This window comes from Flintibacter muris, assembly GCF_943192995.1.
GTDB classification, from domain to species: Bacteria; Bacillota; Clostridia; order Oscillospirales; family Oscillospiraceae; genus Lawsonibacter; species Lawsonibacter muris.
On the sequence record NZ_CALPCP010000005.1, the window covers coordinates 51,155 to 76,667 of the forward strand.

At 57.7% G+C, this 25,513-nt stretch carries 20 protein-coding genes and 1 pseudogene; 9 read left to right on the forward strand and 12 right to left on the reverse strand.

Annotated elements, in window-relative coordinates:
• Window positions 1–140: 140 nt before the first annotated feature.
• A complete protein-coding gene (locus NFS22_RS06535; protein ID WP_251316893.1) occupies window positions 141–812 on the forward strand; it encodes a gamma-glutamyl-gamma-aminobutyrate hydrolase family protein in 672 nt (223 codons plus the stop codon).
• 43 nt (window positions 813–855) lie between these two features.
• On the opposite strand, the pseudogene NFS22_RS06540 reads toward NFS22_RS06535, so the two are convergent.
• The 3 genes and pseudogenes from NFS22_RS06540 to NFS22_RS06550 form a co-directional block, all read right to left on the reverse strand.
• Window positions 856–1,452, reverse strand: a pseudogene (locus tag NFS22_RS06540) (terminase TerL endonuclease subunit); the annotation flags it as partial.
• Window positions 1,443–4,769, reverse strand: a complete 3,327-nt coding sequence (locus tag NFS22_RS06545; RefSeq protein ID WP_251316894.1) for an MSCRAMM family protein — start codon at window positions 4,767–4,769, stop codon at window positions 1,443–1,445. The pseudogene NFS22_RS06540 and the gene NFS22_RS06545, both read right to left, overlap by 10 nt.
• A 139-nt stretch (window positions 4,770–4,908) precedes the next feature.
• On the reverse strand, window positions 4,909–5,538 hold the full coding sequence (locus NFS22_RS06550; RefSeq protein ID WP_251316895.1) for a hypothetical protein: 630 nt from the start codon (window positions 5,536–5,538) through the stop codon (window positions 4,909–4,911).
• 217 nt (window positions 5,539–5,755) lie between these two features.
• On the opposite strand from NFS22_RS06550, the gene NFS22_RS06555 reads away from it, so the two are divergent.
• A complete protein-coding gene (locus tag NFS22_RS06555) occupies window positions 5,756–5,947 on the forward strand; it encodes a hypothetical protein (protein WP_251316896.1) in 192 nt (63 codons plus the stop codon).
• A 675-nt stretch (window positions 5,948–6,622) separates the two neighbouring features.
• Here the strand turns inward: NFS22_RS06555 and NFS22_RS06560 are convergent.
• Window positions 6,623–6,778 carry a hypothetical protein gene (locus tag NFS22_RS06560; protein ID WP_251316897.1) on the reverse strand — a complete coding sequence of 52 codons (156 nt, stop codon included), beginning with the start codon at window positions 6,776–6,778 and terminating at the stop codon, window positions 6,623–6,625.
• Window positions 6,779–6,931: 153 nt separating this feature from the next.
• Here NFS22_RS06560 and NFS22_RS06565 point away from each other — a divergent pair, with 153 nt between their 5' ends.
• From NFS22_RS06565 to NFS22_RS06580, 4 genes are all read left to right on the forward strand, one after another.
• Window positions 6,932–7,090 carry a helix-turn-helix domain-containing protein gene (locus NFS22_RS06565; protein WP_338147945.1) on the forward strand — a complete coding sequence of 53 codons (159 nt, stop codon included), beginning with the start codon at window positions 6,932–6,934 and terminating at the stop codon, window positions 7,088–7,090.
• A 96-nt stretch (window positions 7,091–7,186) separates the two neighbouring features.
• Entirely contained in the window at window positions 7,187–8,935 is a 1,749-nt protein-coding gene (locus NFS22_RS06570; protein WP_251316898.1) for an Hsp70 family protein, read from the forward strand.
• Window positions 8,932–11,076, forward strand: a complete 2,145-nt coding sequence (locus NFS22_RS06575) for a hypothetical protein (RefSeq protein WP_251316899.1) — start codon at window positions 8,932–8,934, stop codon at window positions 11,074–11,076. The genes NFS22_RS06570 and NFS22_RS06575 overlap by 4 nt, the downstream gene beginning before the upstream one ends.
• Window positions 11,077–11,195: 119 nt before the next feature.
• A complete protein-coding gene (locus tag NFS22_RS06580) occupies window positions 11,196–11,519 on the forward strand; it encodes a helix-turn-helix domain-containing protein (protein WP_251316900.1) in 324 nt (107 codons plus the stop codon).
• 45 nt (window positions 11,520–11,564) lie between these two features.
• Here NFS22_RS06580 and NFS22_RS06585 read toward each other — a convergent pair whose 3' ends face one another.
• Together NFS22_RS06585 and NFS22_RS06590 are read right to left on the reverse strand one after the other, a co-directional pair.
• Entirely contained in the window at window positions 11,565–12,158 is a 594-nt protein-coding gene (locus tag NFS22_RS06585; protein WP_251316901.1) for a metallophosphoesterase family protein, read from the reverse strand.
• The gene (locus NFS22_RS06590) at window positions 12,155–12,982 is read right to left on the reverse strand and encodes a hypothetical protein (protein WP_251316902.1); all 828 of its coding nucleotides are present in this window, start codon (window positions 12,980–12,982) and stop codon (window positions 12,155–12,157) included. The genes NFS22_RS06585 and NFS22_RS06590 overlap by 4 nt, the downstream gene beginning before the upstream one ends.
• A 277-nt stretch (window positions 12,983–13,259) precedes the next feature.
• Between NFS22_RS06590 and NFS22_RS06595 the strand changes: the two genes are divergently transcribed.
• From NFS22_RS06595 to NFS22_RS06605, 3 genes are all read left to right on the forward strand, one after another.
• Window positions 13,260–14,591 carry an MATE family efflux transporter gene (locus NFS22_RS06595; RefSeq protein ID WP_251316903.1) on the forward strand — a complete coding sequence of 444 codons (1,332 nt, stop codon included), beginning with the start codon at window positions 13,260–13,262 and terminating at the stop codon, window positions 14,589–14,591.
• A 133-nt stretch (window positions 14,592–14,724) separates the two neighbouring features.
• Window positions 14,725–16,554, forward strand: a complete 1,830-nt coding sequence (gene recQ / locus NFS22_RS06600; RefSeq protein WP_251316905.1) for a DNA helicase RecQ — start codon at window positions 14,725–14,727, stop codon at window positions 16,552–16,554.
• A gap of 16 nt (window positions 16,555–16,570) precedes the next feature.
• Window positions 16,571–17,431: an AraC family transcriptional regulator gene (locus tag NFS22_RS06605; RefSeq protein ID WP_251316906.1), complete on the forward strand. Its 861-nt coding sequence runs from the start codon at window positions 16,571–16,573 to the stop codon at window positions 17,429–17,431.
• 365 nt (window positions 17,432–17,796) lie between these two features.
• On the opposite strand, the gene spoIVA is transcribed toward NFS22_RS06605, so the two are convergent.
• The 6 genes from spoIVA to rlmN all read right to left on the reverse strand — a co-directional run bounded on the left by spoIVA (window position 17,797) and on the right by rlmN (window position 25,513).
• Window positions 17,797–19,275: a stage IV sporulation protein A gene (gene spoIVA, locus NFS22_RS06610; protein ID WP_251316907.1), complete on the reverse strand. Its 1,479-nt coding sequence runs from the start codon at window positions 19,273–19,275 to the stop codon at window positions 17,797–17,799.
• Window positions 19,276–19,553: 278 nt separating this feature from the next.
• Window positions 19,554–20,720 (reverse strand): tRNA uracil 4-sulfurtransferase ThiI, encoded by a 1,167-nt coding sequence (gene thiI, locus NFS22_RS06615; RefSeq protein WP_251316908.1) that lies wholly within the window; start codon window positions 20,718–20,720, stop codon window positions 19,554–19,556.
• A gap of 2 nt (window positions 20,721–20,722) precedes the next feature.
• Window positions 20,723–21,616: a ribosome small subunit-dependent GTPase A gene (rsgA, locus tag NFS22_RS06620; RefSeq protein ID WP_251316912.1), complete on the reverse strand. Its 894-nt coding sequence runs from the start codon at window positions 21,614–21,616 to the stop codon at window positions 20,723–20,725.
• Window positions 21,613–23,673: a Stk1 family PASTA domain-containing Ser/Thr kinase gene (pknB, locus tag NFS22_RS06625; RefSeq protein WP_251316916.1), complete on the reverse strand. Its 2,061-nt coding sequence runs from the start codon at window positions 23,671–23,673 to the stop codon at window positions 21,613–21,615. The genes rsgA and pknB overlap by 4 nt, the downstream gene beginning before the upstream one ends.
• Window positions 23,674–23,734: 61 nt before the next feature.
• Window positions 23,735–24,454, reverse strand: a complete 720-nt coding sequence (locus NFS22_RS06630; RefSeq protein WP_251316919.1) for a Stp1/IreP family PP2C-type Ser/Thr phosphatase — start codon at window positions 24,452–24,454, stop codon at window positions 23,735–23,737.
• 33 nt (window positions 24,455–24,487) lie between these two features.
• Entirely contained in the window at window positions 24,488–25,513 is a 1,026-nt protein-coding gene (gene rlmN, locus NFS22_RS06635) for a dual-specificity RNA methyltransferase RlmN (RefSeq protein WP_251316924.1), read from the reverse strand.

The following is a 25,513-nucleotide window of genomic DNA, read 5'->3' on the forward strand; positions in this document are numbered from 1 at the left end:
CTCTGATTGGGCACTTTATTTTGTGGGATTTTCATAATTGTTATATGAAAACAGATATAACCTTATTAAGTAATTCGTCTTTGATATTTTGAATCCGGCGTTTTAATATTAAATTACTATATAGTGAGAAGGGACATAGCGTGAAAAATATTTTGATTGCCGGACCTGCTGACGATCCATTCCGCATACCACAGATTACAAAAGCTGCTGTAGAAAACAGCGGAGGACAGGTATCGTTCAGCCTAAATCCGTCCGATATTGAAACCTGTGATGGTGTTATTCTCCCTGGTGGGCTACCCGATGTTGACCCAGCCAGCTACGGCGAACGAAATATCGCCTGCGGGGTGATTGAACCGGAATTGGACATAGCACAGTTGAAAATGCTGGATACTGCGCTGGGCCTGGACAAGCCCATTCTGGGAATATGTTGGGGACATCAACTTCTCAACGTCTACTTTGGTGGTACATTGATTCAAGATGTTGTGGACCTGAAAGTTCATCGCTTCGTTCCAGATGTGGAAACACTTCATGATTCCGTCTGTGTTCCCGGCACACCGCTGTATCAGTTCTATGGTGCGGGTGGTATCATCAACACCAAACACCACCAGGCAGTGAAAACAGTAGCCAAATCCTTCAAAATTGCTCAGCTTTGGTTTGCGCCGAGCATTTCTGAACGTGAAAAGAACCACTGTCTGTCTCAAATCCAGAGCGGGCAGCAAGTGGACGGAACCGACTGGTGCATGGTAGAGGCAATTGTTCACCGAAGAAAACCCATTCTGGGGGTACAATGGCACCCAGAATATAGGTCATGAGTTCTTCGTCGAAAATGAGCATCCTATCTTCGGCGAGTTTCTTCAGTTCTCCGAGAGGAACTGACTCTGTCTTTGCGCCCTGAATGACCTTCTCAATACCAAACGGTCCATTCTCAGCGGCCCAGCGTTCCACAAACTCCTTCGCATTGTAGGGGTCGTATCCAAAGCACCGGACATCATAACCGCATTGAACGATGTGATTGTCCAGGTCTTCATAGACCTGCATCATGTCAAGAATCGTCCCCTCAAGAACAATCAGGCTTCCTTCGTTCATGAACTGCTCGTACTTGATCCGCATGGCCGCCGGAAGTTTATTTAGCGTTCGCGAAGAAATATAGTTCCGGGTTTTTACTCCAAAACACCCATTTCGTAACGGGAATAAGAATGTAAAAGAGCAAAAGTCATCGCCTTGAGATAAGTCACCACCAAGAGCGCAAGGCAACTGCCAAAAACTCCGATATGGATGGGGGAGCGTTTCTTCATAAGTGAAGTAATAGGTATAGCCCTCCATTGGGAGCCCAAACCGCTTTGCTAAAATATCGTTTCGAGCAGCAGGAGCTTTCTCGGCTCTATCGACATCCAACTGGTATGTTTCGTAAGTGACTGTTTTTCCGATATTGGGATTTGCTTTCATCCACATCTCGGGATAGGCAACCTCATCAACCGAATCCAGCTTATACCACCAGATAGACACAGGTCGATCTCACCATTTCCATCGGTGATAAACTCCTCCGGGCCGTAGCTGCCGTCAATGGCCCGAATGCTGAACTTCACGCCGGGAATGGTCTTGGAAGGATTGGCGCTGTCCACCTTCACCAGCTTCATGCCGGGCAGAACGTCATTGAAAAAGAACAGCTCTTTCATGCCACAGCCGGCGGTCAGCTCGATCTCCTGGGGGGCGGTGTCCTTGATGTGGCTGTCGTCGCCGGTGTCCACCTCCACCGCCCGGTAGGTGCCTGGCTCGATGCCGGTCAGGAGAATTTCGCCGCTGGCGTTCGTCTCATAGTTGCCCAGAGAAACGCCGTCCCGGAAAATCTCGAAGGTGACATTTGCCATAGGCTTATGACTCTGCCGGTCATATTTCACGATTTTCAAGCCGACTTTCGCCAAATTCTTAAATACCAGCGGCCCGGCGGGGATGGGGTTGCCGTTGGCGTCCAGCTCCAGCTTGATCTGCTGGACCTCGGTGGTGGGCTCGTAATTGGGGGGCGGGACCAGCTCCGTCACGGCGTACTCGCCGGGCTTGATGTACTTCCCGGACGCCTCGGTGGGGTCCCACCACTGTACGCTCTCCAGAACGCCATTTTCGTCGGTGTCAAACTCATAGACGCCGTTGGTGACGGAGGAGAACTTGAAGGTGGCGGGGCCGACTCCGGTATTGGTCAGCGCGTCCCGCTTGAACAGGAGGGCTTTCCCCGGTTCGGGAATGCCGCCGTTCTCAATACCGCTCGCGGGGCCGACCTGGACCGCGCCCGCCGCTGTGCTGTTCTCCGGGGCCTTGCAGGTCACAGTGAAGGGGGAGGCCAGCGGGGTACAGCCGGCGGGGGCCTTTGTCTCCTTGACGTACAGGGTCACAGAGCCGCCATCCTCCACAATGTTGGGAACGGATGTGCTGGCTGTGCCGTCAGCGCCGGTGGTCATCACGGCCAGAGGCGTTCCGCTGCAAGAGCTGTCAGCATAGACAGAGAACTCCGCGCCGGAGAGGGGCCGCTTATCTGTGGCGGCGATTTTCTTCAGCTTCAGGTAAACAGGCTTTTTCTCGGTGATGGTCGTGCCATTGGTAAAGGTCACCTTGGAGGCCCCGCCGTTGCTGGTGAATTTCTTGGCCGCCATGTCAGCGATGCCGCCGGTGCCAGTGATATTAGTTAGCTGGGATGAATCGTCCTCTGTGACTTCAAACCGGAAAGAGGCATCTGCAACAAAGTCAATGTGAATTATTTCATCCGCTTTTAGTGAAAACTTCAACCCATTTGCAGTCTCTGTCACAGCTTTTGTAGCTGTATAGTTGATGGGAGTGCCAGATGTATAAGTTACAGTAAAGCTCCATTCCTCTCCGACAGGGATATTGTCTCCAGCTTTTTTTGTAACCTCTAGCGAAGGTGTTGTATGTTCATTGCCTTCAAAATTAAAAGGACTGAAAATGTGCAGACCAAAGGATCTCCGTTCCGAGAAGATGGTATCCCGAATGGGCCGGGCGTACTGGATGGTATCCACAAAACTGTCACATTCCCGAAAACCGTTGATGGAATGCAGTTCCTCGCCGGTTGGCGTCCCATTTTCATCCAGCGGATACTCCAAAAATTGGTTATCTTTTCCCTGCCGCATCCAGCGGGCCATATTGTTGAGGGTGGATGCCTGGTCGTAAATCAGGGTGTAATTCCCAGATCCTTCATTATTATAAAGGGAATATGCCATCGCTTCCCGCAGGGTGTAAGCCCGGCGGCCCTTGTCAGGGTCACGGAACACGCCGCCTGTCTCCACGATGATCCGGTATTTGGTCCGCAAATTGCCGTCCGCATCATTGACATACTCGGACCATCGTTCCATCGCCTCATCCGCACTCCAGCCGCCGCTGGTATCACTGGCGCTCAGACAGTTCAGCAGGTACAGAAAAGCGTCGTTGGCCTTGTACACCTTATAGAGATTGCCGGGAGTGACAGATTCCGCGTCGGTGCCCCACATGGAGGTGTAGTCGCCATCCAGCCAGCTGGTGGACCAGGCGCTGGAGTTGCAGTGGAACATCTGCTCCTTCTGTTCATTTGTAATCCCGGTGGCTTTCTGGAACTCATCAGCGGTGGTCACCCAGCGGGGATTGCTGGTGGCGTCGTAGGAATAGACCGTTCCCGCCATCAGCTGGGCGGCGTTGGCCCCCTGGCCGTTGTACTGCATGGCGCAGGAATTGTACCAGGTAATGTCACTGCGGCACTTGTCAACGGACCAGACATTTCCACTGCTGTCTGTGTTCCACACAACATTGAGCGGAGTCCCCACCACATGCCACGTACCCCAGTCGTCGGTATTCAGATCGGTGACGACCCCCTGGGGGAACTCGATCAGCGTGAAGCGCAGAAAAGTCCGTTCGGGATCGGTGGCCCAGGACACATTGGAGGTCGTAGGTTTGCTGCCGCCGGGGCTGCCGGGGTTGTACGCGCCCACGCCTCCGGTGGGGTCGCTGGCGCTCACCTTAGCAGCGCCAAATGTGACCGCCTGGGGACAGAATTTGGTCAGCGTTATGCTGGAATCGGCACTGTATGCCCGGTCGATGGAGTAAGGCAATTCGTAACCGAACATACCTGCGTCAACAGGTTCTGTCCAAGCGTCGTACTTTTGGTAGGAGACTCCATCCAGGCTGTAGCTGTGCAGCTGGGCGGGATCGCCTTTGGCCCGGATGATACTCACGGTCTGTCCGGTCCTTTGGACAACCAGTGTTTCGCCGCTGCTCATAGCCTCCTGCTGGAGTTGGGCCAACTGCTCCGCTTGGGCATAGGTTCCGGGGACCACATACTCAAATCGGGTCAAACGGGAGTTGAACAGCTTGTTGCCGTCCGACTCGTAGGCAATGCTGGGAATCACGTCGGGCAGGTTGACCAGAACACTGTCCTTGTTGGCCCAGCCAGTGCCGTCCAGGTCACTGCCGGTCCAGCCACCGTCCTGATAGCCGATCTTGAGGCTGTCGCCGCCGTTGTCCTCCAGCAGAGCGAAAGGTACAGCAGTGGGGATGGTAGTTACCTGAGTGTTGCCGTTCTTGGTCCGGTAGACGGCCATAGGCTGGTCGCTGCCATTCCAGGCAGTGGTGCCAGCCACATTTAATTCAAAGCTGCCAGTAGGGGCGTAGGGATTGGAACTGCCGCCTGTGTCTGCGGCGAAGGCAGAAACCGGAAGCATACCAGCGGCCATGACCACAGCCAGCAGACCGGACACCGCCCGTTTCCAGTGGGATTTCATACATTTCAGCATTAAAACTTCCTCCTTGTACTGGATTTTAGGTATGAAAAAGGACCGCACAGAATTGTGCAGTCCTCGCGGATGAGATTCTCTACTTGTAATTAAGACTATTCATATGAGGAATCGGTGACTTTATATACATTTCTCCTCCTTAGCTATTGTTGATAGGCCATGCCTCTACACTATTCCCAGTAAAAGAGATGCCAGAGGGATAGCGTGTCCAAACTTCAAGGTGGTGGGGGATACGGCCTCCACTAAACCCAGTAAGGCTATAACTTCTGAGATTTGGATGCTCTGGGCTGGGCCATGTAATGGTTTCCCCATGGTTGCCATCGGTATAGTGAAAGCGTCCTTCGGTATTAGGGGACTCCAAAGCCACAACAACATGGGCTACTTTTCCTTCTGGACTTACTACAAACACGATGTCACCAGGACGTATTTCACAAATGTCCTCCAACTTACGACCAGAATTGGATTTATCACCAAAAAGAAGGGAACTAATCATACTGGCATAAGCTCCGCAACCGTAAGTGTTACTTTCACCATAACTGCGCATAATCTTCCCGCTCTCTGTACTAGGAACCTCATTTTTGTGCGTACCAGGGGTGTTGTGAGTTCCCCAGACAGTGTCGGTAGGCCAATCTTTTTCAATCTCCCGAAGCAGCTCTAGCACATTTTCTTCTGTGATAGGCTTGCCGTTGGTGAGGTAACCATCCCCAACGCCTTGGAGTGCAGCCTGTCCATCTCCAGGCTTTCCACTATTCAGCGATCGATAGATCAAAACGGCGATATTCCCCCGGGTGATGGAGGCCCCGTCCACCGCACCATCTGGGAGCAGGCCAAGTTCAGTCGCTTTGTCACAGGCGGTGGCATATGCTTACCATCATCTTTTAGCCACGGAGGGGATTTATTGTCGGACTCTTATGAGTGATTCTCACGCTTGGAATGTAGTTACACTTGACGGTAAGGAGTACGAAATTGATCTGACAGAAGGTGTAATGCGGACTAAGAATGCTGATGGAACGTTGAATGACGTTTTGTTTGAGAATAACTCTTTCAAGCAGTTTTACCCAGATGAGTGGCAAGCCGAGCAGGACAAGAATTCCGGCTTCAATAAGGTATCCGAGGAAGACCTCCAGCGTATGCTTGATGAGATGCAGGCCGAGTACAACGCAAGTTGGAACCAGTAATATGCCGACAGGCCCCAGCACTTCACGTGCTGGGGCCTTATTTTGTTATGAGTGTGCCATGCTCTCTTAGTTTGTATATATATCAATGTTGTCATATATTATCTGCAACGGAGAATTGTGGCTGAAAGGTGTGTTAATATATGTCGCTAAAAGACAAGATTTTGTATTGAACGTGGCGTTGCTGGGGTGACGGCGGCTGGGTGGCCCGCCACGGCTGGCGGCTGGGCGGTTGTCGGCGGCTGGGAGCAAGGCGGGGTCAAAGGTTGGTTCCGCTCCATGGCAATTCCCCGCCGATAGGCTGGCGGTATGGGGGAGGCTGGCACCCGTGGGAATTGCCGTCGCTCTGATGCGACCCGCTGACGCTCTCGCATTTCCTTGCGGGAAACGGTGCGGTCTATCGGGAACATGAAAAAACAGGGGGCCGGGGTCGGCTCCCTGTCTTTTCGGTTTTAGGGTTCGGCTGTGGGTGGGTTTGTTGGGTGCTTCCTTATCTGTACCCACCTGAGGCGGGAGTGTTTTTTCAAACTCTCAACCCCCTTTCGCCGCCCCAGGGCCCAAGGCCCTGCGGGAGGACGGGGGTTTATAGCAATCATCAGAATTGCTACCATTTGTAGGGGCGGCCTTTGTCCGCCCCTACAGAGCCGGTATCAGCAATTTTCAAGTCTGCTATACTCATCAGATCTGCCGGCACACGATTTCAAATGCGTTCCCGCCGGCGATAGCGCCGGTGAGCAGGCTGCTTTTGTCCCCTGTGAGGATATCGGTGATGTCCAATTCGTCAGTTTCGTTCAAAATATCAAACAGCTTGTCTTTAAAGTAATCCAGCTCCATATCAGCCGCCTCCTTTTTATCGTGCGTATACGCACGAGGAAGTTATAAGCCACAACCGGGTAAAATGCAAGAAAAAGGTAGTGGCACGAATGATAAAATACGACCGTTTTTGGGTTACTTTAGAAGGAGAAACATATTAGCCAGTACAAATCGATGAGGGATTACGGGGTTGAGAACGCCCAGCTGCATCGGCTGCGGAAGAATATGGTCATCAAAACAGATACGATTGACAACCTCTGCCAGATATTAAATTGCCGGGTGGAGGACATTATGGAATATATTCCGGATGACACAGAACAGGAGCATCTCTAAACAAGGATTTAGAAGTGCTCCTGTTGATTTTTTTCTTAGACCGCATTATAATATAGAGAAAAACCGCCATGGGGCGGCGAGAGCGGGTGGACATATATGGCTATCATTGGAATTGATCTGGGCACCACCAACAGTCTGGCGGCGGTGTGGCGCAACGGGAAAAGCGAGCTGATTCCTAACAGCCTGGGGGAGTACCTCACCCCCAGCGTGGTCAGTGTGGACGACGACGGCTCCATTCTGGTGGGGGCGGCGGCCCGTGACCGGCTTATCTCCCATCCGGAGCGCACCGCCGCCGGCTTCAAGCGGAACATGGGCACCAGCCGCCGGTATGAGCTGGGAGGCCGTGTTTTCACGGCGGAAGATTTGTCCTCCTTTGTCCTGCGCCGCCTGCGGGAGGACGCGGAGAGCTATCTGGGCGAGGTGGTGGACGAGGCTGTGGTCAGCGTGCCCGCCTATTTTGCCGAGGCCCAGCGCTCCGCCACCAAGCGGGCGGGGGCCCTGGCCGGGCTGACAGTGGAACGTCTGGTCAACGAGCCCTCCGCCGCCGCAGTGGCCGGCCATATCGGCGAAGGTGAGGAGGACAAGGTGTGCCTGGTCTTCGACTTCGGCGGTGGCACCCTGGACGTGTCTCTGGTGGAACGGTTTGACAACGTGGTCAGCGTAACCGCCGTCAGCGGGGACAACTATCTGGGGGGAAGAGACTTTGACGAGCTGATCGCCCGGGGGTTCTGCCAGGACTGTGAGCTCAACTTTGACAACCTGTCCCGCCAGCGGCAGGAGACCTTGATCCGTCAGGCGGAGACCTGTAAAATGGCTCTTACCACCCAGGAGCCAGTGATTATGGCGGTGTCTGACGATGAAATTTCCGCCTCCCTGGCCCTCACCCACGAGTGGGTCATCCGCAAGAGCAGCGCCCTGTTCCAGCGGATGCTGGCCCCGGTACGCAAGGTGTTTATGGACGCCGGGGTGGGAGCGGACGAGCTGGACGAGCTGGTGATGGTGGGCGGCTCCAGCCACATGCCTGCGGTGCGCCGCTACATCGCCAAGGCCCTGGGCCGGGAGCCCGCCGCCGGGGCCCGGCCTGACACCGCGATCGCCATGGGGGCGGGCATCTGCTCCGGAATGAAGGCGCGGGCCGGCGACCTGCGGGAGCTGGTGCTCACTGATGTGTGTCCCTTCACCCTTGGGGTCAATGTGCTCAACCGGGCGGAGCAGAACAAGGATCTGATGTCCCCCATCATTGAGCGCAACAGCGTACTGCCCACCAGCAAGGAGGGCACCTACTACACCGCCTACGACAACCAGCGCTCCCTGGACATCAAGGTGTACCAGGGGGAGCAGCGCTACTGCGACGATAACATCTATCTGGGCCATGTGGAGGTGTCCGTGCCCCCAGCGGCCCGGGGGCAGCAGTATGTCCGTGTGCGCTTTACTTACGACATCAACGGCCTTCTGGAGGTGGATGTGGTGGCCAAGGATGGCCAGACAGGCCGTCTGGTTCTCCAGGGCTCAGGGATGAGCGAGGAAGAGGTGGAACAGCGCCTGCGGGAGCTGGAGGGGCTGAAAATGCACCCCAGAGACCAGGAGGGGCCCCGTACCCTGATTGCCCGTGGAGAGCGGCTGTACGCTATGACGGTGGGCCACATGCGGGACCAGGTGGCCTATATGCTGGATTGGTATCAGATGCAGCTGTCCACCCAGGAAAATCTGCGCGTGGCCAAGGCAAGCCGCCGGATTGAGAAGTTTTTTGACCAGGCGGAGGCCTATATCGGGGTGGGCGATCTGCCGCCCCTGGACCTGGATCCCCTGGCCAATGACGACGAAGACGAGGAGGAGGAGACATGAGCTGGCCCTGGAGTCAGCTGGGCCTGCCCGGTCCCACAGACCTGTCTGAGGTGCGCCACGCCTACGCCGAGAAGCTGAAAACCACCCACCCCGAGGAGGACCCGGAGGGGTTTCAGCGCCTCCACTCCGCCTACCAGCTGGCCAGCCGTATGGCCCGCCAGCAGAAGCGCCGGGAGGGGGTCACGCCGCCTGAGCCCCAGATAGAGCGTCCCGCTCCGCCCCCAGGAGAGAGGCAGAAATTCAACTTCGACGAGCTGCTGGAGAAGGGCGGCGAACGGCCCCGCCGTCCCCGGGAGGATGATGAGGAGCAGGACTTTGACTATGATGAACTGCTTCAGGAGGGGGGCGAACAGCCCCGCCGCCCCCGGGAGGATGATGAGGAGCAGGACTTTGATTATGATGAACTGCTCCGGGAGGAGGGCGAACAGCCCCATCTCCACAAGGAGGAAGAGGAGGAACAGGACTTCGACTTTGACCGCCTCTTCGCCGAGGGTGAGGCGGAACGGGCGGAGGCCCGCCGCCGCCGGGCGGAGGAGCGCCGGCGTGCCCAGGCTCAGTCCCAGGCGTGGGCACGGGAGCGCCAGAAGGCGAAGGATTGGACCCAAAAGCGGGAGCAGTGGCAGCGCCAGGAACAGCGGAGCACCTATGACCGGGAGCGCTGGGACCAGTACCGCCAGCAGGAGGACCGATGGCAGAATACCGAGACCATCCTCCACACCGTTGAGATGATGTACAACGCCAGGGCCGGGCTGGAGGCGTGGCAGAAATTCTTCCAAAGTCCCATGTTCCAGCAGAACAAAAACAGCCTGGACGTGATTTTCGGGCTGGAGGACTTTGTCAGCACCAAGAGCCTGTCCCGAGAGGTGCAGTTTGCCCTGTTTATGGCCTATGGCTTTGACAAGGGGGTATCCCGCCCGGAGCTGCGGCCCCTGTACCAGATGCTCCTCCCCGCCTGGAAGGCGGAGAAAAAGGCCAAAGGTTTCCCTTGGAAGATTGTGTTTTGGGCAGTTTTAATCGACATTGCCCTCCTGTTCGCCATCGGGCCTGTTTTGGACTCCGGACTTCTGCCCGGTTTCATTATTATACTGACGTTGGGCGTGATTGGGCTGGCCAAGGGCTGGTTCAAGCCTGCGGGCGGGCGGCTGGATAGGCGGAAAACTCTGCTGCGTCTGGTGGCCGGCGTTGTGCTGATAGGGCTGACGGCGCTGCTGATTACCAAGGGTCCCAGTCTGTGGAACAGGGTGAATATACAGCTGCTCACCAGGGACCCTAGAGAGCAGACCAGCCGCTACATGGAGCAGGATTTCGGCGAAAAGATGGGCTCTTTGTACAACATGAGCGCCTATTACGCCAGCGACACCTACAGCAACGTGTTCTATCTGGACAGCGACCCCAACAATAAGCAGTTCCTTGCCGGCCCGGATGGAGACCGGGATGTGAAAAACGGACAGCCCGGCTACACCACCAATTTCCCCGAGATGATGATGCTCTGGGCTCTGGAAGATTTTGCCTATCAGAGGAAAATATATAATGTAGACTCCGTAGACCGGGACCAGAAGCTGAACCGGTGGGAGACCGGCGGCACCTTTGTGATTACCCTGCCTGCAGACGGAGCGGGAGAGGTTATCACCGATCTGGGGGAACTGCTGGAGGAGCTGTCTCAGGAACAGTGGTATCAGGTCCAGACACCCCAGTGTGAGCTGGTGCTTTGCAGCAGGCAGATGATAGAGGGGCGGCTGATTCTTTTCCGCTGGCACCCGGAAGACGGGGCCTTTGACGCGGAAGGGGTCCGGGAGCTGTATGAGACCTCCTTTGCCCACTCCTACTGTGCCCAGTTGATCCGTGAACTGGAGCTGGACTGGGATTTTATTCGGGAAGATGGGGAACACTATACCCTGACCAACGAGGGCACGGCCCAAATGAAGGGGAAAAACTGTTACAAGCTCTTTGGCCTGAATGAGTCCGGCGCGGTGGCAGTGGAGTATTATGTGGACCTGGAGACCAGCAATATTTACTGCGTGCCGGGCAATTTCTGGGAGACGGGAAACAGCGAGGAACAGATCAATTTCTACCGGCTGCTCCATTGGGGGGACAATTTAGGGGTGGTCAACCTGTTTTATCCCTGGCTGCAGGTCAACTGAACCGGGTTCTGCCAGGCATTATGGTAACCATTCTGCTGTTTCAAGAATTTTCAGCAAACTTCATGAAAATTCATGATTTTGTAACACATCACCGTCATAATGAGGCAGAGGTGATTTTTGTGACGTTCAGCGATAGACTCCGGCAGCTGCGGCAGGAGAAAAAAATGACCCAGTCGGTTTTGGGTCGTGCGATTGATATATCTCCCAGAATGATCAGCTTTTATGAGAGCGGAAACCATTTTCCAAGAGATGAGATTATCCTCAAGCGGATTGCCGGCCTGTTTCAGGTGAGCTTGGACTACCTGATGGGCTATTCTGACCTGCGGGAAGAGGATTCGCTGAAAAAGCTGTGCGGTACTTACCGGAGCCTGTCTGCGGCGGACCGCAAAACTGTGATGGATTTTATGGAGTTTCTGGCTGAGAAAAATCCCCCCAGCGCCTGAAACAGTGTGATAACAAGACAAACCCACCGGTTGTCCGGTGGGTTTTTAATATTCAAACGTATAACTTTCGTAGGCGTTGATAACTTTGGTGGTTTTATAGCAGTCCAGCCGGGGGATATCCTGGCCGTAGCTCATGTGGACATGGCCATGGATGAAGTAGCGGGGCTTGTATCTGTCCATCAGGCCGTTGAAGGCATCAAAGCCGGTGTGGCACAGGTCCTCGCCGTCGTTGAGGCCCAGCGCGGGAGCGTGGGTCAGCAGGATATCCACCCCGCCCTGGCGGTACAGGTCCAGCTTGCGGCGCAGTACCCGCCGGTCCATCTGGCGCTGGGTGTACTGGTGCTCTCCCTCCGGCTTGTAGCGGATGGAGCCCCCAAGCCCCAGGATACGCACGCCCTGGTAGGTGTACAGCTTGTCCTCAATACAGATGCAGCCCTCAGGCGGCGTCTGGGCATACCGGTCGTCATGGTTGCCGTGGACATAGAGTACCGGACAGTGGGCAAAGGTGACAATAAAAGACAGATACTGGGGCTTTAAATCGCCGCAGGAGAGGATCAGGTCGATCCCCTCCAGGCGGCGACGGTCCAGATAGTCCCACAGCCAGGGACACTCCTGGTCGGACAACGCCAAAATCTTCATCGATTCAGCAATCCTTTCAGCGGGTTGAGCCCCTGGCTCTTTTTTACGGAGAATGCCTTGTGGAGCTGGAGGAAGCCGTCCTTCAGCTCGGACTGGGTGAAGGACTTTACCTGGTCGTAGCCGAAAAATTCCAGATAGAGTAGCATAGCGTCGGCCACGGTGAGGCGGGTGGACAGCTCCTTGGACTCCTTATCGCCATACAGGGCGGAAAAGCGGGAGTAGAAGCTGTAGAACTTCCGGCGCTCGTCGTCGGTCCAGACCTCGTCCGGGGCCTTGCCTGCCGCCTCCTGAAGGCGGGCAAACCGGCCTGTGCCGCTGAACCACAGGTAGTTGATTTTGGACAACTGATAGAAGTCCACAAATTCATAGTAGATGTTGCTGGCCCTGGAGCCGTCCTTGGCCGGGAGGATACGGGTGACCTCGGCGGGGACGCTTACAGCGCCGAACCAGCGCAGCACGCTCACCCGCTTGTGGCCCTCTACCACGTAGAAGGTGTGCATGTACTCATAGACCTTGATGGGGTCGGTGATGCCGGAATCCATATGGGCCTTGCACAGGGAGGTCCACTTGTGGCAGAATTCGGAATCCTCCTCCATCAGGGGCAGGAAGGAGTGGGAAAAGGCCTTGCTGCGCCCGGCGGATCGGGTGCCTACAATCAGCTCAATGGGGATCTCAGCCAGACCCAGGTCCACCTCGCCGCAGGTGGTTTCTACGGCCAGAATCTCATCCAAAACGGGCAGATAGGGAGAGCCGCCCCGGGCCTGGGAGCGCTTGGCCTCCTTCTGGCCCATTTGCCGGGCCTTGCGATATTCCTCTAAATACATGGGAAATACCTCCTGAAATGGAAGACTTTCAGTTTGAGTGAGTATATCACAGCAAGCCGTACCGCCGCAAGGGGAAATACCAACAAACCTTAGGCGGAGGAAGGCCCATTCTTCCACAGTTGAGTAGATAAAAATATAATAGTTCAGTTATGTTAAAGAGATAAAAACAGCATTTTACATTATGATCTCTTCCTATTATACTGGTGGTGCAGTCAACACACCTGAAAAAGTGCATCTGAAGTACTTTGACTATAACCTTTTGAGGGGAGGAGCTTCTATGGCCGGCATGAAACACCTGACCGGCGGGCCCATTGGCCGTCAGCTGATTGCGTTGTCCGCGCCCCTTCTGATGGGCAACATACTCCAGCAGCTCTATAATACGATAGACGCGGTGATTGTAGGCCGGTTTGTGGGGGACAGCGCCTTTGGAGCGGTGGGGGTAGCCGGTTCGGTTATGAACCTGTTTCTCTTTCTAATCAGCGGCGGCTGCGACGGGGTGGGTACGCTGCTGTCCCAGTTCTATGGGGCGGAGGACGGGAAGACCTTCCGGCGGGATTTCTACCTGTCAGGCGTCTTTGGCGCGGGCGCGTCGCTGGTGCTCACCGCGCTGGGACTGGCGGTTCTGCCGGTTCTGCTGACAGTGCTCCAGACACCGGAGCAGGTGGCCGTCTATGCCGCCGGTTATCTGCGGATTATCTTTCTGGGCTTTCCCGCCGCCTTTGCCTACCACCTGTCCTCCGGTGTGCTGCGGGCGGTGGGCAATACCCGGGCGGCCCTCTTTTTCCTGGCGCTGTCTATGGGGGTCAACTTGGCTTTGGATCTAGCCTTTGTGGCCGGGCTGGCCATGGGGGTGGCCGGGGCGGCGCTGGCCACGGTTCTGGCCCAGGCCCTGGCCGCCGGGCTGTGCGCTGCCTATCTGCGCCTGCGCTTCCCTGAGCTGATGTTCCACACAGAGGACATGGTGATGGACATCCCGCTGCTCAGGCGCACCGTCCATTTCAGCTTTGTGACCGCCCTCCACATGTGTAACCTGTACATTGGCAAACTGCTGGTCCAGGGGACGGTAAATTCCCTGGGTGAGGACGCCATCATTGCCTTTACCGCCGCCACCCGGGTGGAGGGCTTTGCCAACTCATTTGGGGACAGCGGCGCGGCGGCGGTGGCCGTCTTTACAGGCCAGAACACCGGGGCGGGGAACAACAGCCGGGTCCGGGACGGCTTCCGCCAGGGGCAGAAGCTGCTGTTTGCCTTTGGTCTGTGCATGTCTCTGGTGATGATACTGGGGGCGGAGCCCTTTCTCAGACTGGTGCTCCCCAAGGGCAATGAGTCCGGACTGAGGCCCGCTATGGCCTATCTTAGACTGGTGGCCTGCTTCTACCTGTTCAACTTCCTGGGCAGCGGTCAGGCCGGCTATTTCCGCGGAAGGGGGCGGGTGAACATCCCTGTTATCGGCGCCACGGGGCACATCTCCCTGCGGGTGGTGCTGTCCTTCCTCCTGGCCCCCGTGATGGGCCTGCCCGCCGTGGCGCTGGCCACCGGCCTGGGCTGGGTTGGGGTGGTCACCTTCTGGAGTATTTTGGCCGGCAGGGAGATAAACCGGCTTACCTGATTGAAAAATTTATAAAATACCGCAAAATCTTTGGATTTTGCGGTATTTTTATTGAAGTTAGCATTGCTTTTTCTTGGAACTATGATATAATAGCCGCACAGATGGCATATTATACCATTCCAGCGGTGATAACATGGATAAATATGAGGTGTTGAAACACTTTTTTGGACATAGCGCCTTCCGCCGGGGGCAGGAGGGATTGATCGACGCCATTCTGGCGGGCCGGGATGTGCTGGGCGTTATGCCCACCGGCGGAGGCAAGTCCCTGTGCTACCAGGTCCCGGCCCTGCTGCTGCCTGGGGTGACGCTGGTGATCTCCCCGCTGATCTCTCTGATGAAGGACCAGGTGGCCGCCCTGAAAGAGGCGGGAGTGTCCGCTGCGTATATCAACAGCTCGCTGACCCTGGAGCAGCTGCGCACCGTGTACAGCCGTACCCGGAAGGGGGCTTACAAGCTGCTCTATGTGGCCCCGGAGCGGCTGGAGGGCGAGGGCTTTGCCGAGCTGGTCCGGGAGCTGGAGATCGCTCTGCTGGCCGTAGACGAGGCCCACTGTATCTCCCAGTGGGGCCAGGATTTTCGGCCCAGCTATTTGAAAATTTCCACCTTTCTGGATGCCCTGCCCGTCCGCCCTGTGGTGGCCGCCTTTACCGCCACCGCTACAGCAACGGTTCAGGAGGATATTGTCCAGCTGCTGGCCCTGCAAGACCCGGTACGGGAGGTCACCGGCTTTGACCGGCCCAACCTCTTTTTCGACGTGCGCCACCCCAAAAGCAGGATGGCGGCTCTGACAAAGCTGGTGGAGGAGCGCTCCGGCCGCAGCGGCATTATATACTGCTCCACCCGGGGCGGAGTGGAGAAGGTGTGCAAGGCCCTGGAGGACCGGGGCATCCCCGCCACCCGCTACCACGCCGGCCTGGAGCCGGAGGAGCGCCAGCAAAACCAGGACGACTTTCAGTTTGACCGCAAGACAGTGATGGTGGCCACCAACGCCTTTGGCATGGGTATTGACAAGTCAAACGTGAGCTTTGTCATCCACTGCAACATGCCCAAAAGCCTGGAGGCCTACTATCAGGAGGCAGGCCGGGCCGGGCGGGACGGAGAGCCGGCAGACTGCATCCTGCTCTACTCGGCGGGGGACATCACCACCGCCAAGTTTCTCATTGAAAACGGCGGAAATGAGGAGCTGTCCCCGGAGGAGCGGGAGGCGGTGCGCAAACACGACTATGAGCGGCTCAACGCTATGGTGGACTACTGCAAGACAGCCGGCTGCCTGCGGGGCCACATTCTGAGCTACTTCGGCCAGCGGCAGGACGGCCCCTGCGGCCACTGCGGCAACTGTCAGGGGGATTTTGTGGAGGAGGATGTCACCGTCCCCGCCCAGATGATCCTGTCCTGTGTGGTCCGGGTGCGGGAGCGGCTGGGCTACTATGTGGGCAAGACGCTCATTACCCAGGTCCTGCGGGGAAGCAGGGACCAGCGGGTGCTGGAGCTGGGGCTGGACAAGCTGTCCACCTACGGTCTGATGGCCCGGCTGTCCGCCGGGCGGGTGCGGGAGCTGATGGAATTTTTGGAGCTGGAGGGCTGCTTGCGGGTCAACCCGCTCCACTCCACTCTGGAGCCCGCCGGGCAGGCGAGGCAGGTTCTTTTTGAGGGCCAGACACTGTCTATGCCTGTGCGCAAGGACCGGGTGCAAGAGAAAAAGCCCGGCAAAGACCGGCCTGCGCCCTCGGCATCTGAGTCGGGACGGCTGCTGGACGCACTCCAGGGGCTGCGCTCCCGGCTGGCCCAGGCGGAGGGGGTCCCCGCCTATATAGTCTTCTCCAACGCTGCCCTGGCTGATATGGCCCTCCGGGCCCCCCGAACCATGGAGGAGTTTCTGGAGGTATCCGGGGTGGGCAGGGTGAAAGCCGCCAAATATGGCGAGGCATTTTTACGTGTCATCAAGGAATGCAGCGAGAACTGAAAGGACGTGTTCCCCTGTGGACGATTTTTCCTTTTCCATTTTTCCCAACGAGAATTTTTTAGATCTGCGGCTGTATCAGTACGGCTGGGAACAGTGCGCGCCGCTGCATTCCTTCGGCCCCTTTGTGCGCAACCACTACCTGTTTCACTATGTGCTCTCAGGCCGGGGACAGCTGGATGCCGCTGACGAGAACGGGGTGAGCCACAAATATAAAATCGGGCCCGGCCAGGGCTTTCTGGTCTTCCCCGGCCAGGTGACCACCTACAGCGCCCACGAGGGCGACCCCTGGAAATACACCTGGCTGGAGTTCGACGGCCTGCGGGTGGCGGAGTATGTGGACAGCGCCGGGCTGAGCCTGAGCCAGCCCATCTACCGTCCCCTGACCCCAGAGCAGGGCCAGGAGGTGGGGAATACCATGGTCTATATCGCCGACCACTCCGAGGCGTCCCCCCTCCACCTGGTGGGCCACCTGTGTTTGTTTCTGGATGGTCTCATCCAGAGCTCAGCCGCCCGCCGTGAGCTCCACGGCGGACAGCTGAAGGACTTCTATATCCAGGAGGCCATCACCTTTATGGAGCACAACTACTCCCGGGAGATCACCGTGGAGGAGGTGGCCGACGTCTGCAAGCTCAACCGCAGTTATTTCAGCAAGATTTTTAAAGAAAATATGGGCTGTCCGCCCCAGGAGTTCCTCATCCGCCTGCGGCTTTCCAAGGCCGCCGACCTGATGAAGGGGACAGGCAACTCCATCGGCGCGATTGCCTCCCAGTGCGGCTACCCCAACCAGCTCCACTTCTCCCGGGCCTTCCGCAAGCGCTACGGCCTGTCCCCCCGGGAGTGGCGGGCACAGCATCAGATCAAACGAAAACGGGTATAAAAATGCTCCTGTCTCAAGAGCGTTGCTATAAGAAAACATAAGCAACCCCAGTAAAATCGGTGTTTTTTAAGAGCAGCAGAAAACGGGCGATGTCAGCAAGACATCGCCCGTTTCTGCGCCCCGGCGAACGCCGCAAATTTTGAAAAAATCTGCGGCGTTTTTTTCATGCTGTTAAATTTTGTCACAAAGGGTTGGGCTTTTGTAGCAAACGTCAAAATCCTGACAAACGGGTCGTCCAGGGGGCCGATCCCTACAGACGATTTGCAGGGGCACTATTTTGAAGATTGCTATAAGTGACTACCCAATCAATTACAGATTTTCTCCTGTTCTTTATCGGACACCACTATTGGGCGGTAGCCTGCTATTTATAGGATGATACAGATCAGTCCACCGGAGCCCTCGTTGATGATGCGCTGGAGGGTCTCCCGCAGCTTGGTACGGGCGTCCTCAGGCATGCGGTTAATCTTGGCGTTCAGGTCCTCGTTCACCAGCTCATGGAGGGATTTTCCAAAAATGTTGGCCTCCCAGATGCGGCTGGAGTCCCCCTCGTACTCCTGGAGCAGGTAGTGGATCATGTCCTCGCTCTGCTTCTCGCCGCCCACAATGGGAGAGACCTCCGTCTCAATATCGGCGCGAATCATGTGTATGGAAGGGGCGCTGGCTTTCAGACGGACGCCGTACCGGCCGCCCTGCCTCATAATCTCCGGCTCCTCCAGCACCAGGGAGTCGATAGGAGGCACTACAATGCCGTAGCCGGTCTCCTCCACCTGCTGGAGGGCGTCGGCTACCTTGTCGTAGGACTTTTTTACCGCAGCCAGTTGGGTAAGCAGGGCCATCAGATCGCCGTCGTCCCCAATCTCGAACCCGGACTGCTGGGACAGCGTATTATAAAACAGAGCCCGGGGCAGCTCCAGGCAGGCGGCGGACACTCCGGTGCCCAGATCGATGTTGGCGATGCGGGCGTCGCTGACCACCTCGCAGTCCCGGAAGGAGGACACCGCGCTGTCCACATCCCGGACCCGATAGAGCTGGGCGTTCCCCTCCCGGATGGCCCCATACAGCGCCGCCTTGATGGGGTGTTCCTGGGGCAGGGCGTCCACCCAGGGGGGCAGGAACAGATCCAGCTCCTTCACCGGGAACTCATAGAGCACATTTTTCAAGATGGCGTTGATCTCCTCCTGATCCAGCTCCAGGCAGTTAGCCGCCACACAGGTCACGTCATACCGCTGGGCAATATCAGACCGGATGGCCCGGGCCCGCTCAGAGCCGGGGTTGGCGGAATTGAGAAGGACCACAAAGGGCTTGCCCAGCTCTTTCAGCTCAGAAATGACCCGCTCCTCCGCCTCCAGGTAATCCTCACGGGGGATGTCGGTAATCGTGCCGTCGGTGGTCACCACAATGCCAATGGTAGAGTGCTCTGAAATCACTTTTCGGGTGCCAATCTCCGCCGCCTCCGCCATGGGAATCTCGTGCTCAAACCAGGGGGTGGTGACCATCCGTTCATTTTCTCCCTCCAGCTGGCCCACTGCACCGTTTACCATGTAGCCCACGCAGTCGATCATCCGCATCTGAAAGGCCGCACCGCCGTCTACAGTAACCGCTACCGCCTCCTCGGGAACAAACTTGGGCTCCGCTGTCATAATGGTACGGCCTGAGCCGCTTTGGGGCAGTTCGTCGCGGGCCCGCTCCCTGCGGTAGACATTTTCAATGTTGGGGATGACCAGCGTCTCCATAAAACGCTTGATAAAGGTGGATTTTCCTGTCCGGACCGGCCCTACCACGCCGATGTAGATATCGCCCTCGGTACGGAGCGCAATATCCTCATAGATTTTGCGATCTTCCACTGCAATTCCTCCTTCGGCTGTGTGAGCCGGTATTTGTTCCTTACAGTGTATGAGACAGGCTGGGGATTATGACAGAAATAAACTCCCTCGCTCCACCAAGCGAGGGAGTTATTTTAGAACCTGTATTCACAGGCGGAGGATACCGGATGGACGAGGGATTTTGCCGGCCTGCAAGGCAAAAAATCGCAGGAATACTGGATGTATTTCAAGATTTTTTAACGCGGCAGGGCAGCTAAAGACCCGGCCAGACGGCGTTCAACGTCTGTGAATACAGGTTCTTATACCTGTACCCGCTCAATACCCTCCACAGCGGCCTGGACCATGCCTTCGATATCCAGAACCTGTTCCGCCGCCTCCAGCTCCTCCACAGTGGGGCGCAGGCGGGGGTGCCGGGGGGTAAAGACGGTGCAGCAGTCCTCATAGGGGAGGATGGAGGTATCGTAGGTGCCGATTTTCCGGGAGATTTTCACAATATCCTCCTTGTCCATCCCCACCACCGGGCGAAGGATGGGCAGCTCCGCCACCGCTCCGGTAACGGCCATAGCCTCCATGGTCTGGCTGGCCACCTGGCCCAGACATTCGCCGGTGACCAGGGCCTTGGCCCCGCACCTCAGGGCCACCTTCTGGGATATCCGCATCATAAACCGGCGCATGACCAAAGTAAACAGCTCCTGGGGGACGGACCGGCGCAGCTCCTCCTGGATGGCGGTGAAAGGCACCACATGGACGGTAAGCCGACCGCACCAGGGGGTGAGCAGCCGAGCCAGGTCGAGGACCTTCTCTTTGGCCTCGTTGGAGGTGTAGGGGTAGGAGAAGAAATGGACCATCTCCAGGGCCACCCCTCGCTTGGCAATCATCCAGGAGGCCACCGGGGAGTCGATCCCCCCGGACAGCAGTGATACCGCCCGACCGTTGATGCCCACAGGCAGTCCTCCCGCACCCGGCTCCGGGTCGGCGTGGACAAATGCGGCGTAGTCCCGAATCTCCACGTGGACAGTGAGCTCGGGGTTGTGGACATCCACCTTCAAATCTGGGTAGAGCTCGTCCAGCTCACCCCCCACATACTGGCTGAGCTGGATGGAGGTCATGGGAAAGGTCTTGTCCGCCCGTTTGGTCTCCACCTTAAAGGTTTTGGCGGTGGACAGCTTATTGTCCAGGTACTCCCGGGCGGCGGCCAAGATGGCATCCTTGTCCTTCTCACAGGCCCTGGCCCGGGACAGGCCCACCACACCGAAAACCTTGGTCAGCGCCTCCCAGGCCCTGTCCATGTCACAGCCGTCGTCCATAGGCTCCACATAGGTAGTGGACTGGCGGGTATACACCCGGAACTGGCCCAGGTTGTTCAGGCGGCGGTAGATGTTGGCCTGAAGCTTATCCTCAAAGCTGCGGCGGTTCAGGCCCTTCAGGACCATCTCCCCCAGCTTGAGGAGAATCATTTCGTTCATAGCTACTCCTCATTTTTCTTTCGTTCCCAGTCCGGGACCGCTTTCGCCTGCTCATACAGGCGGACATAGCTCTGGTGGCGGGTCTTGGGGATCTCCCCCGCCTTCACCGCCGCAAGGACGGCACAGCCCTTCTCTTTTACGTGGGCGCAGTCCTGAAACTGGCATTTGTCCAGATACGGGGCAAACTCCCGAAAGGCGTATTGCAGCTTCTCTTTGCGCTCCAGCTCCATTTTATCCACGTCGAAGGAGGAGAAGCCTGGGGTATCCGCCGCCAGCGCCCCGCAGGACAGGCGGAACAGCTCCACATGGCGGGTGGTATGCCGCCCGCGGCCCAGCCTGTCGCTGACCTCACCGGTGGCCAGGTCAAAACCGGCCTCCAGAGCATTGAGAATGCTGGACTTGCCCACACCGGAGTTTCCAGTGAAGGCACACACCTTTCCAGTGATGGCCTGGCGCAGCTGGTCAATGCCCTCCCCTGTCTCTGCGCTCATTCGAATGGTGGGAAAACCGGCCTGCTGGTAAATGCGGGCCAGGTCCTCCCCCGGCTCCAGGTCACACTTGTTGACGCAGACCAGCGTCTCACACCCCCGGCTTTGGGCGATAGCGGCCACCCGGTCAATGAGAAACGGGTCAGTGATGGGTACCGCCTGGGAGGCCACCACCACCAGAAGGTCTATGTTGGCCACCGCAGGGCGGTAAAATTCATTTTTTCGGGGGAGAATCTCGTCCAGAGCTCCATCACCGCCGGGCAGAGGGGTAAAACGCACCCGGTCCCCCACCAGTGGGGTAATTTTAGCGTGGCGGTGTTTACCCCGGGCCCGACAGGCCACAACGGTCTGGCCACTGTCCACGTAATAGAAGCCGCTGAGGGCTTTACAGATAATCCCCTCGCTCATTCGTCAAAATTCACCGGAATGGTGCCTATAGCCACGCCGTTGATATAGTAGGTCAGCGATTTGGAGCCTGTTCCGGACACGGTAAAGGTCACAGCCGCGTCCATGGTGGCATCCACCGTCTCTTTGCCTACCTCTCCGCCGTCCATAAACAGCTGTACAACGACCTCGCCCTCATAGCCGTCCAGAGGGACAGTGACCGTTTTGGTTCCGGTTGTGGAGACAGGAGGATCAGGCTGCTGGGTGGCGGGGTCGGGGCCATCACTGATAATCAGGTTGACCTCGGTACCCTCCGGCACCTCAGTACCCTCTGCGGGGTACTGACTGATTACTCTGCCGGCCTCAATCTCCGGGTCATAGTCGTGGTCCACCTTTCCGCGCCCCAGATTATGCTGGTCAATGGTGCGCTGCGCCCGCTCCAGAGTCATATCCACCAGCTTGGGCATCTCCACCGGCTTGGTCTCCGGTCCCTTGCTCACCACCATCTGAACCTCGGTGCCGGGGGGCAGCTCCACCCCCTCCATTGGGGTGTAAGAGATGATATAGCCCTGCTCAATGGTCTCGTCAAAGGCATATTCCGGCACGCCGGGCTTCAAGCCGATATTCCGCAGGGCGGTGGAGGCATCCTGGAAGTTCATTCCATCCAGGGAGATCATGGGGATAATTTCCGGCCCGCCGCTGAGGGTGACGGTAATCTCGGTGATAATCTCCCCCACCTCTTTATTCCCCTTGGGCTCCTGGTCAATGATGGTGCCGGGGTCAGCGTCGTTGGCGACAGTATCCCCTTCAATCAGGGTAAAGCCGGCCAGCAGTTCGGTGTCGTCCTTGATTTCCTCATAGACCCTGCCCACCAGACTGGGGACAGTGTGGGTCTCCGGCGGGGCCAGCAGACCGGCAAAAATCGTGTTCCAAAGGAAGTAGAACACCAGCCCCACAAAGAGCAGCACGGCGGCCACCGCCAGAAAAATGGGCCACACTGCCCCCCGCCGGCGGACCGGCTCCTCATCCTCATACCGGCGGCGCTGGGGGGGATAGTCCTGATAATCCTCCTCCTCGTAGCGGCGGCGGTCACGGCGGCGCTGGGGAGGGTAGTCATCCTCATAGCCGTCGTCATAGCGGCGCTCCGGGACGGAGCGCCCGGAGGTATGGATGGGACGGATCTGAGTATATTCGTCCTCAGGGACCTCCTCGGGGTCAAATTCAGAGGAATTATAGTCAAAATTGATGTTGGGGTTTTTGCGGAACTCCTCCAGGTCGGCCAGCATCTCATCGGCGGACAGATAGCGGTTGTCCGGGTTGGGGGCCATGGCCTTCATGGTGATAACCTCCAGGGCCTCGGGGATGGTGGGGTCCAGCTCCCGGGGGGAGAGGGGTATGGAATTGATGTGCTGGATGGCCACCGACACAGGGGTGTCCCCCTCAAAGGGCAGGCGGCCGGTAATCATCTCGTACAAAACCACGCCGGCGGAGTACAGGTCGGAGCGGCTGTCAATATGGCTGCCCCTGGCCTGCTCAGGGGAGATATAGTGGACAGAGCCCAGTGCCTCCTGGGTCAGGGTGCTGTGTCCTCCGGAGGCCACCCGGGCGATTCCGAAGTCGGCCACCTTCACACTGCCGTCCCGCAGGACCATGATGTTGTGGGGCTTGATGTCCCGGTGGATGATCCCCCGGCTGTGGGCATGGCCCAGGGCTTTGGTAATCTGGGTGATAAAGTGGAGGGCCTCCCGCCAGTTAAGCTTGTTGCCCTTCCGTTGCATGTACTGCTTCAAGGTGATGCCGTCGATCAGCTCCATGACGATATACTCCAGCTCGGAGGAGCGGCTCACGTCGTACACGGCCACAATATTGGGGTGGGACAGCATGGCCACCGCCTGAGATTCATCATGGAAGCGGCGGCGGAACTCAGCGTCCTGGGACAGGTCCTCCCGCAGGATTTTGATGGCCACCAGCCGGTTCAGCCGGTGACACCTGGCCTTATAGACCTTGGCCATACCCCCGGTGCCCACCAGCTCTAAAATTTCATATCGATTATCGAGTAATTTACCGATGTAGTGATCCATGGTAAATATCCTCCTTATCATTCAGGATATCCCATCCCCGCAGCTGGTGCGGGGCGGTCTATCAGCGTTTGACTAACACCGCCGTCACGTTGTCCGGCGCGCCGCGGCTGAGGGCAATGCTCAGCAGCCGCTGGCAGCACTGCTCCTCCCCGCCGCCGTGGATGACCTCATAGAGCATCTCCTGCTCATTGACCACGTTGCTCAGGCCGTCGCTGCACAGCAGCAGATAGTCCCCCTCGGCCAGGGACTGACGGAAGCAGTCGGCCATGAGGATGGGCTCCGCCCCCAGGGCCCGGGTAATCAGATTCTTGTGGGGGTGGGTGCGGGCCTGCTCCCGGGTAAGCTCCCCCCGCTCCACCAGGTCCTCCACCAGGGAGTGGTCCCTGGTAATCAAAATGATGCCCTCGGTGTTGATGTGGTAGCACCGGCTGTCCCCCTCGTTGAGGATGACAGCCTCCCGCTCCCCGGCCAGCGCCGCTACCAGGGTGGTACCCATGCCTGTGCAGGCCTCGTCATGGATAGAGCGGTCAAACACCGCCTGATTGGCCACCGAGGCGGCGTGGCCCATCCGCTCCTCCACGGGGCCGTCCTGGCCCGGCTTGAGAAACTCCTCCATAAACAGCTCCACAGCCATGGTGCTGGCCACGTTGCCCGCCCGGGCGCCGCCCATGCCGTCGCACACCAGGGCGATCACCCTGCCGTCCTCCAGCACCCTGGCCGCGTAGGCGTCCTGATTTTGTTGGCGTACCGCGCCGCGGTCGGTCACTCCCCATACCTGCATAGCGTTCAACCTCGTTTCCGCCGAAAAACCGGCTTATGTCTCTTCTCTCATCGCCTTGCGGCGAAGTTGTCCACAGGAGGCGTCGATGTCGCCGCCCAGCTTCCGCCGGACCGTCACCGTCACGCCGTGCCCCTCCAGCCGCTTTTGAAAGGCCGCAACCCGGCGGCTGGGCTTAAGGGGGCTCTCCTCCACCTCATTGAGAGGGATCAGATTTACATGGGCCGGGGCGCCCTTCAGCCGTCTGGCCAGCAGGTCGGCCTGCTGGTCGGAGTCGTTCACCCCGTCAATCATGGCGTACTCATAGGAGATACGCCGCCCGGTTTTTTCAAAATACCGGCGGCAAGTCTCCATCAATTTCTCCACCCCGACGCCTGTGTTCACCGGCATAATTTGAGACCGGGTATCGTCGTCGGGGGCGTGGAGAGAAACCGATAGAGTTAATTGTAACTCATGTTGGGCCAGTTTGTCAATTTGTTCCGTTAAACCACAGGTGGACAGCGAGATGTGCCGCATCCCGATATTCAGCCCATCCGGGTGGTTTACCAGGGTCAAAAAGCGCAAAACTGTGTCAAAATTGTCCAGTGGCTCCCCAATTCCCATTAAAACTATATTGGAAATGGGGGCTCCGCTGTCGATCTGGGTAAATAATACCTGATCGATCATTTCCGCCGGGGTCAGGTCCCGGACCTTGCCCGCAACGGTGGAAGCGCAGAAGGCGCACCCCATGCGGCACCCCACCTGGCAGGAGATGCACACCGAGTTGCCGTGCTGGTAACGCATGAGCACCGACTCCACGCAGTTGCCGTCGGCCAGCCGCCACAGATATTTGATGGTGCCGTCCTGAGCGGACACCTGCTTTCTGGCCACGGCGGGCGGGGCCAGGAGGGCGGTCTCCTCCAGCCTCTGCCGCAGGGCCTTGGGCAGGTTGGTCATCTCCCCGAAGGAGGTGACCCCCCGGTACAGCCACTGAAAAACCTGTTTGGCCCGGAAGGCGGGCTCCCCCTGGTCCTTGAGCCAGGCGGCCAGTTCCTCCGGAGTCATTGATTTTATGTCAACCAA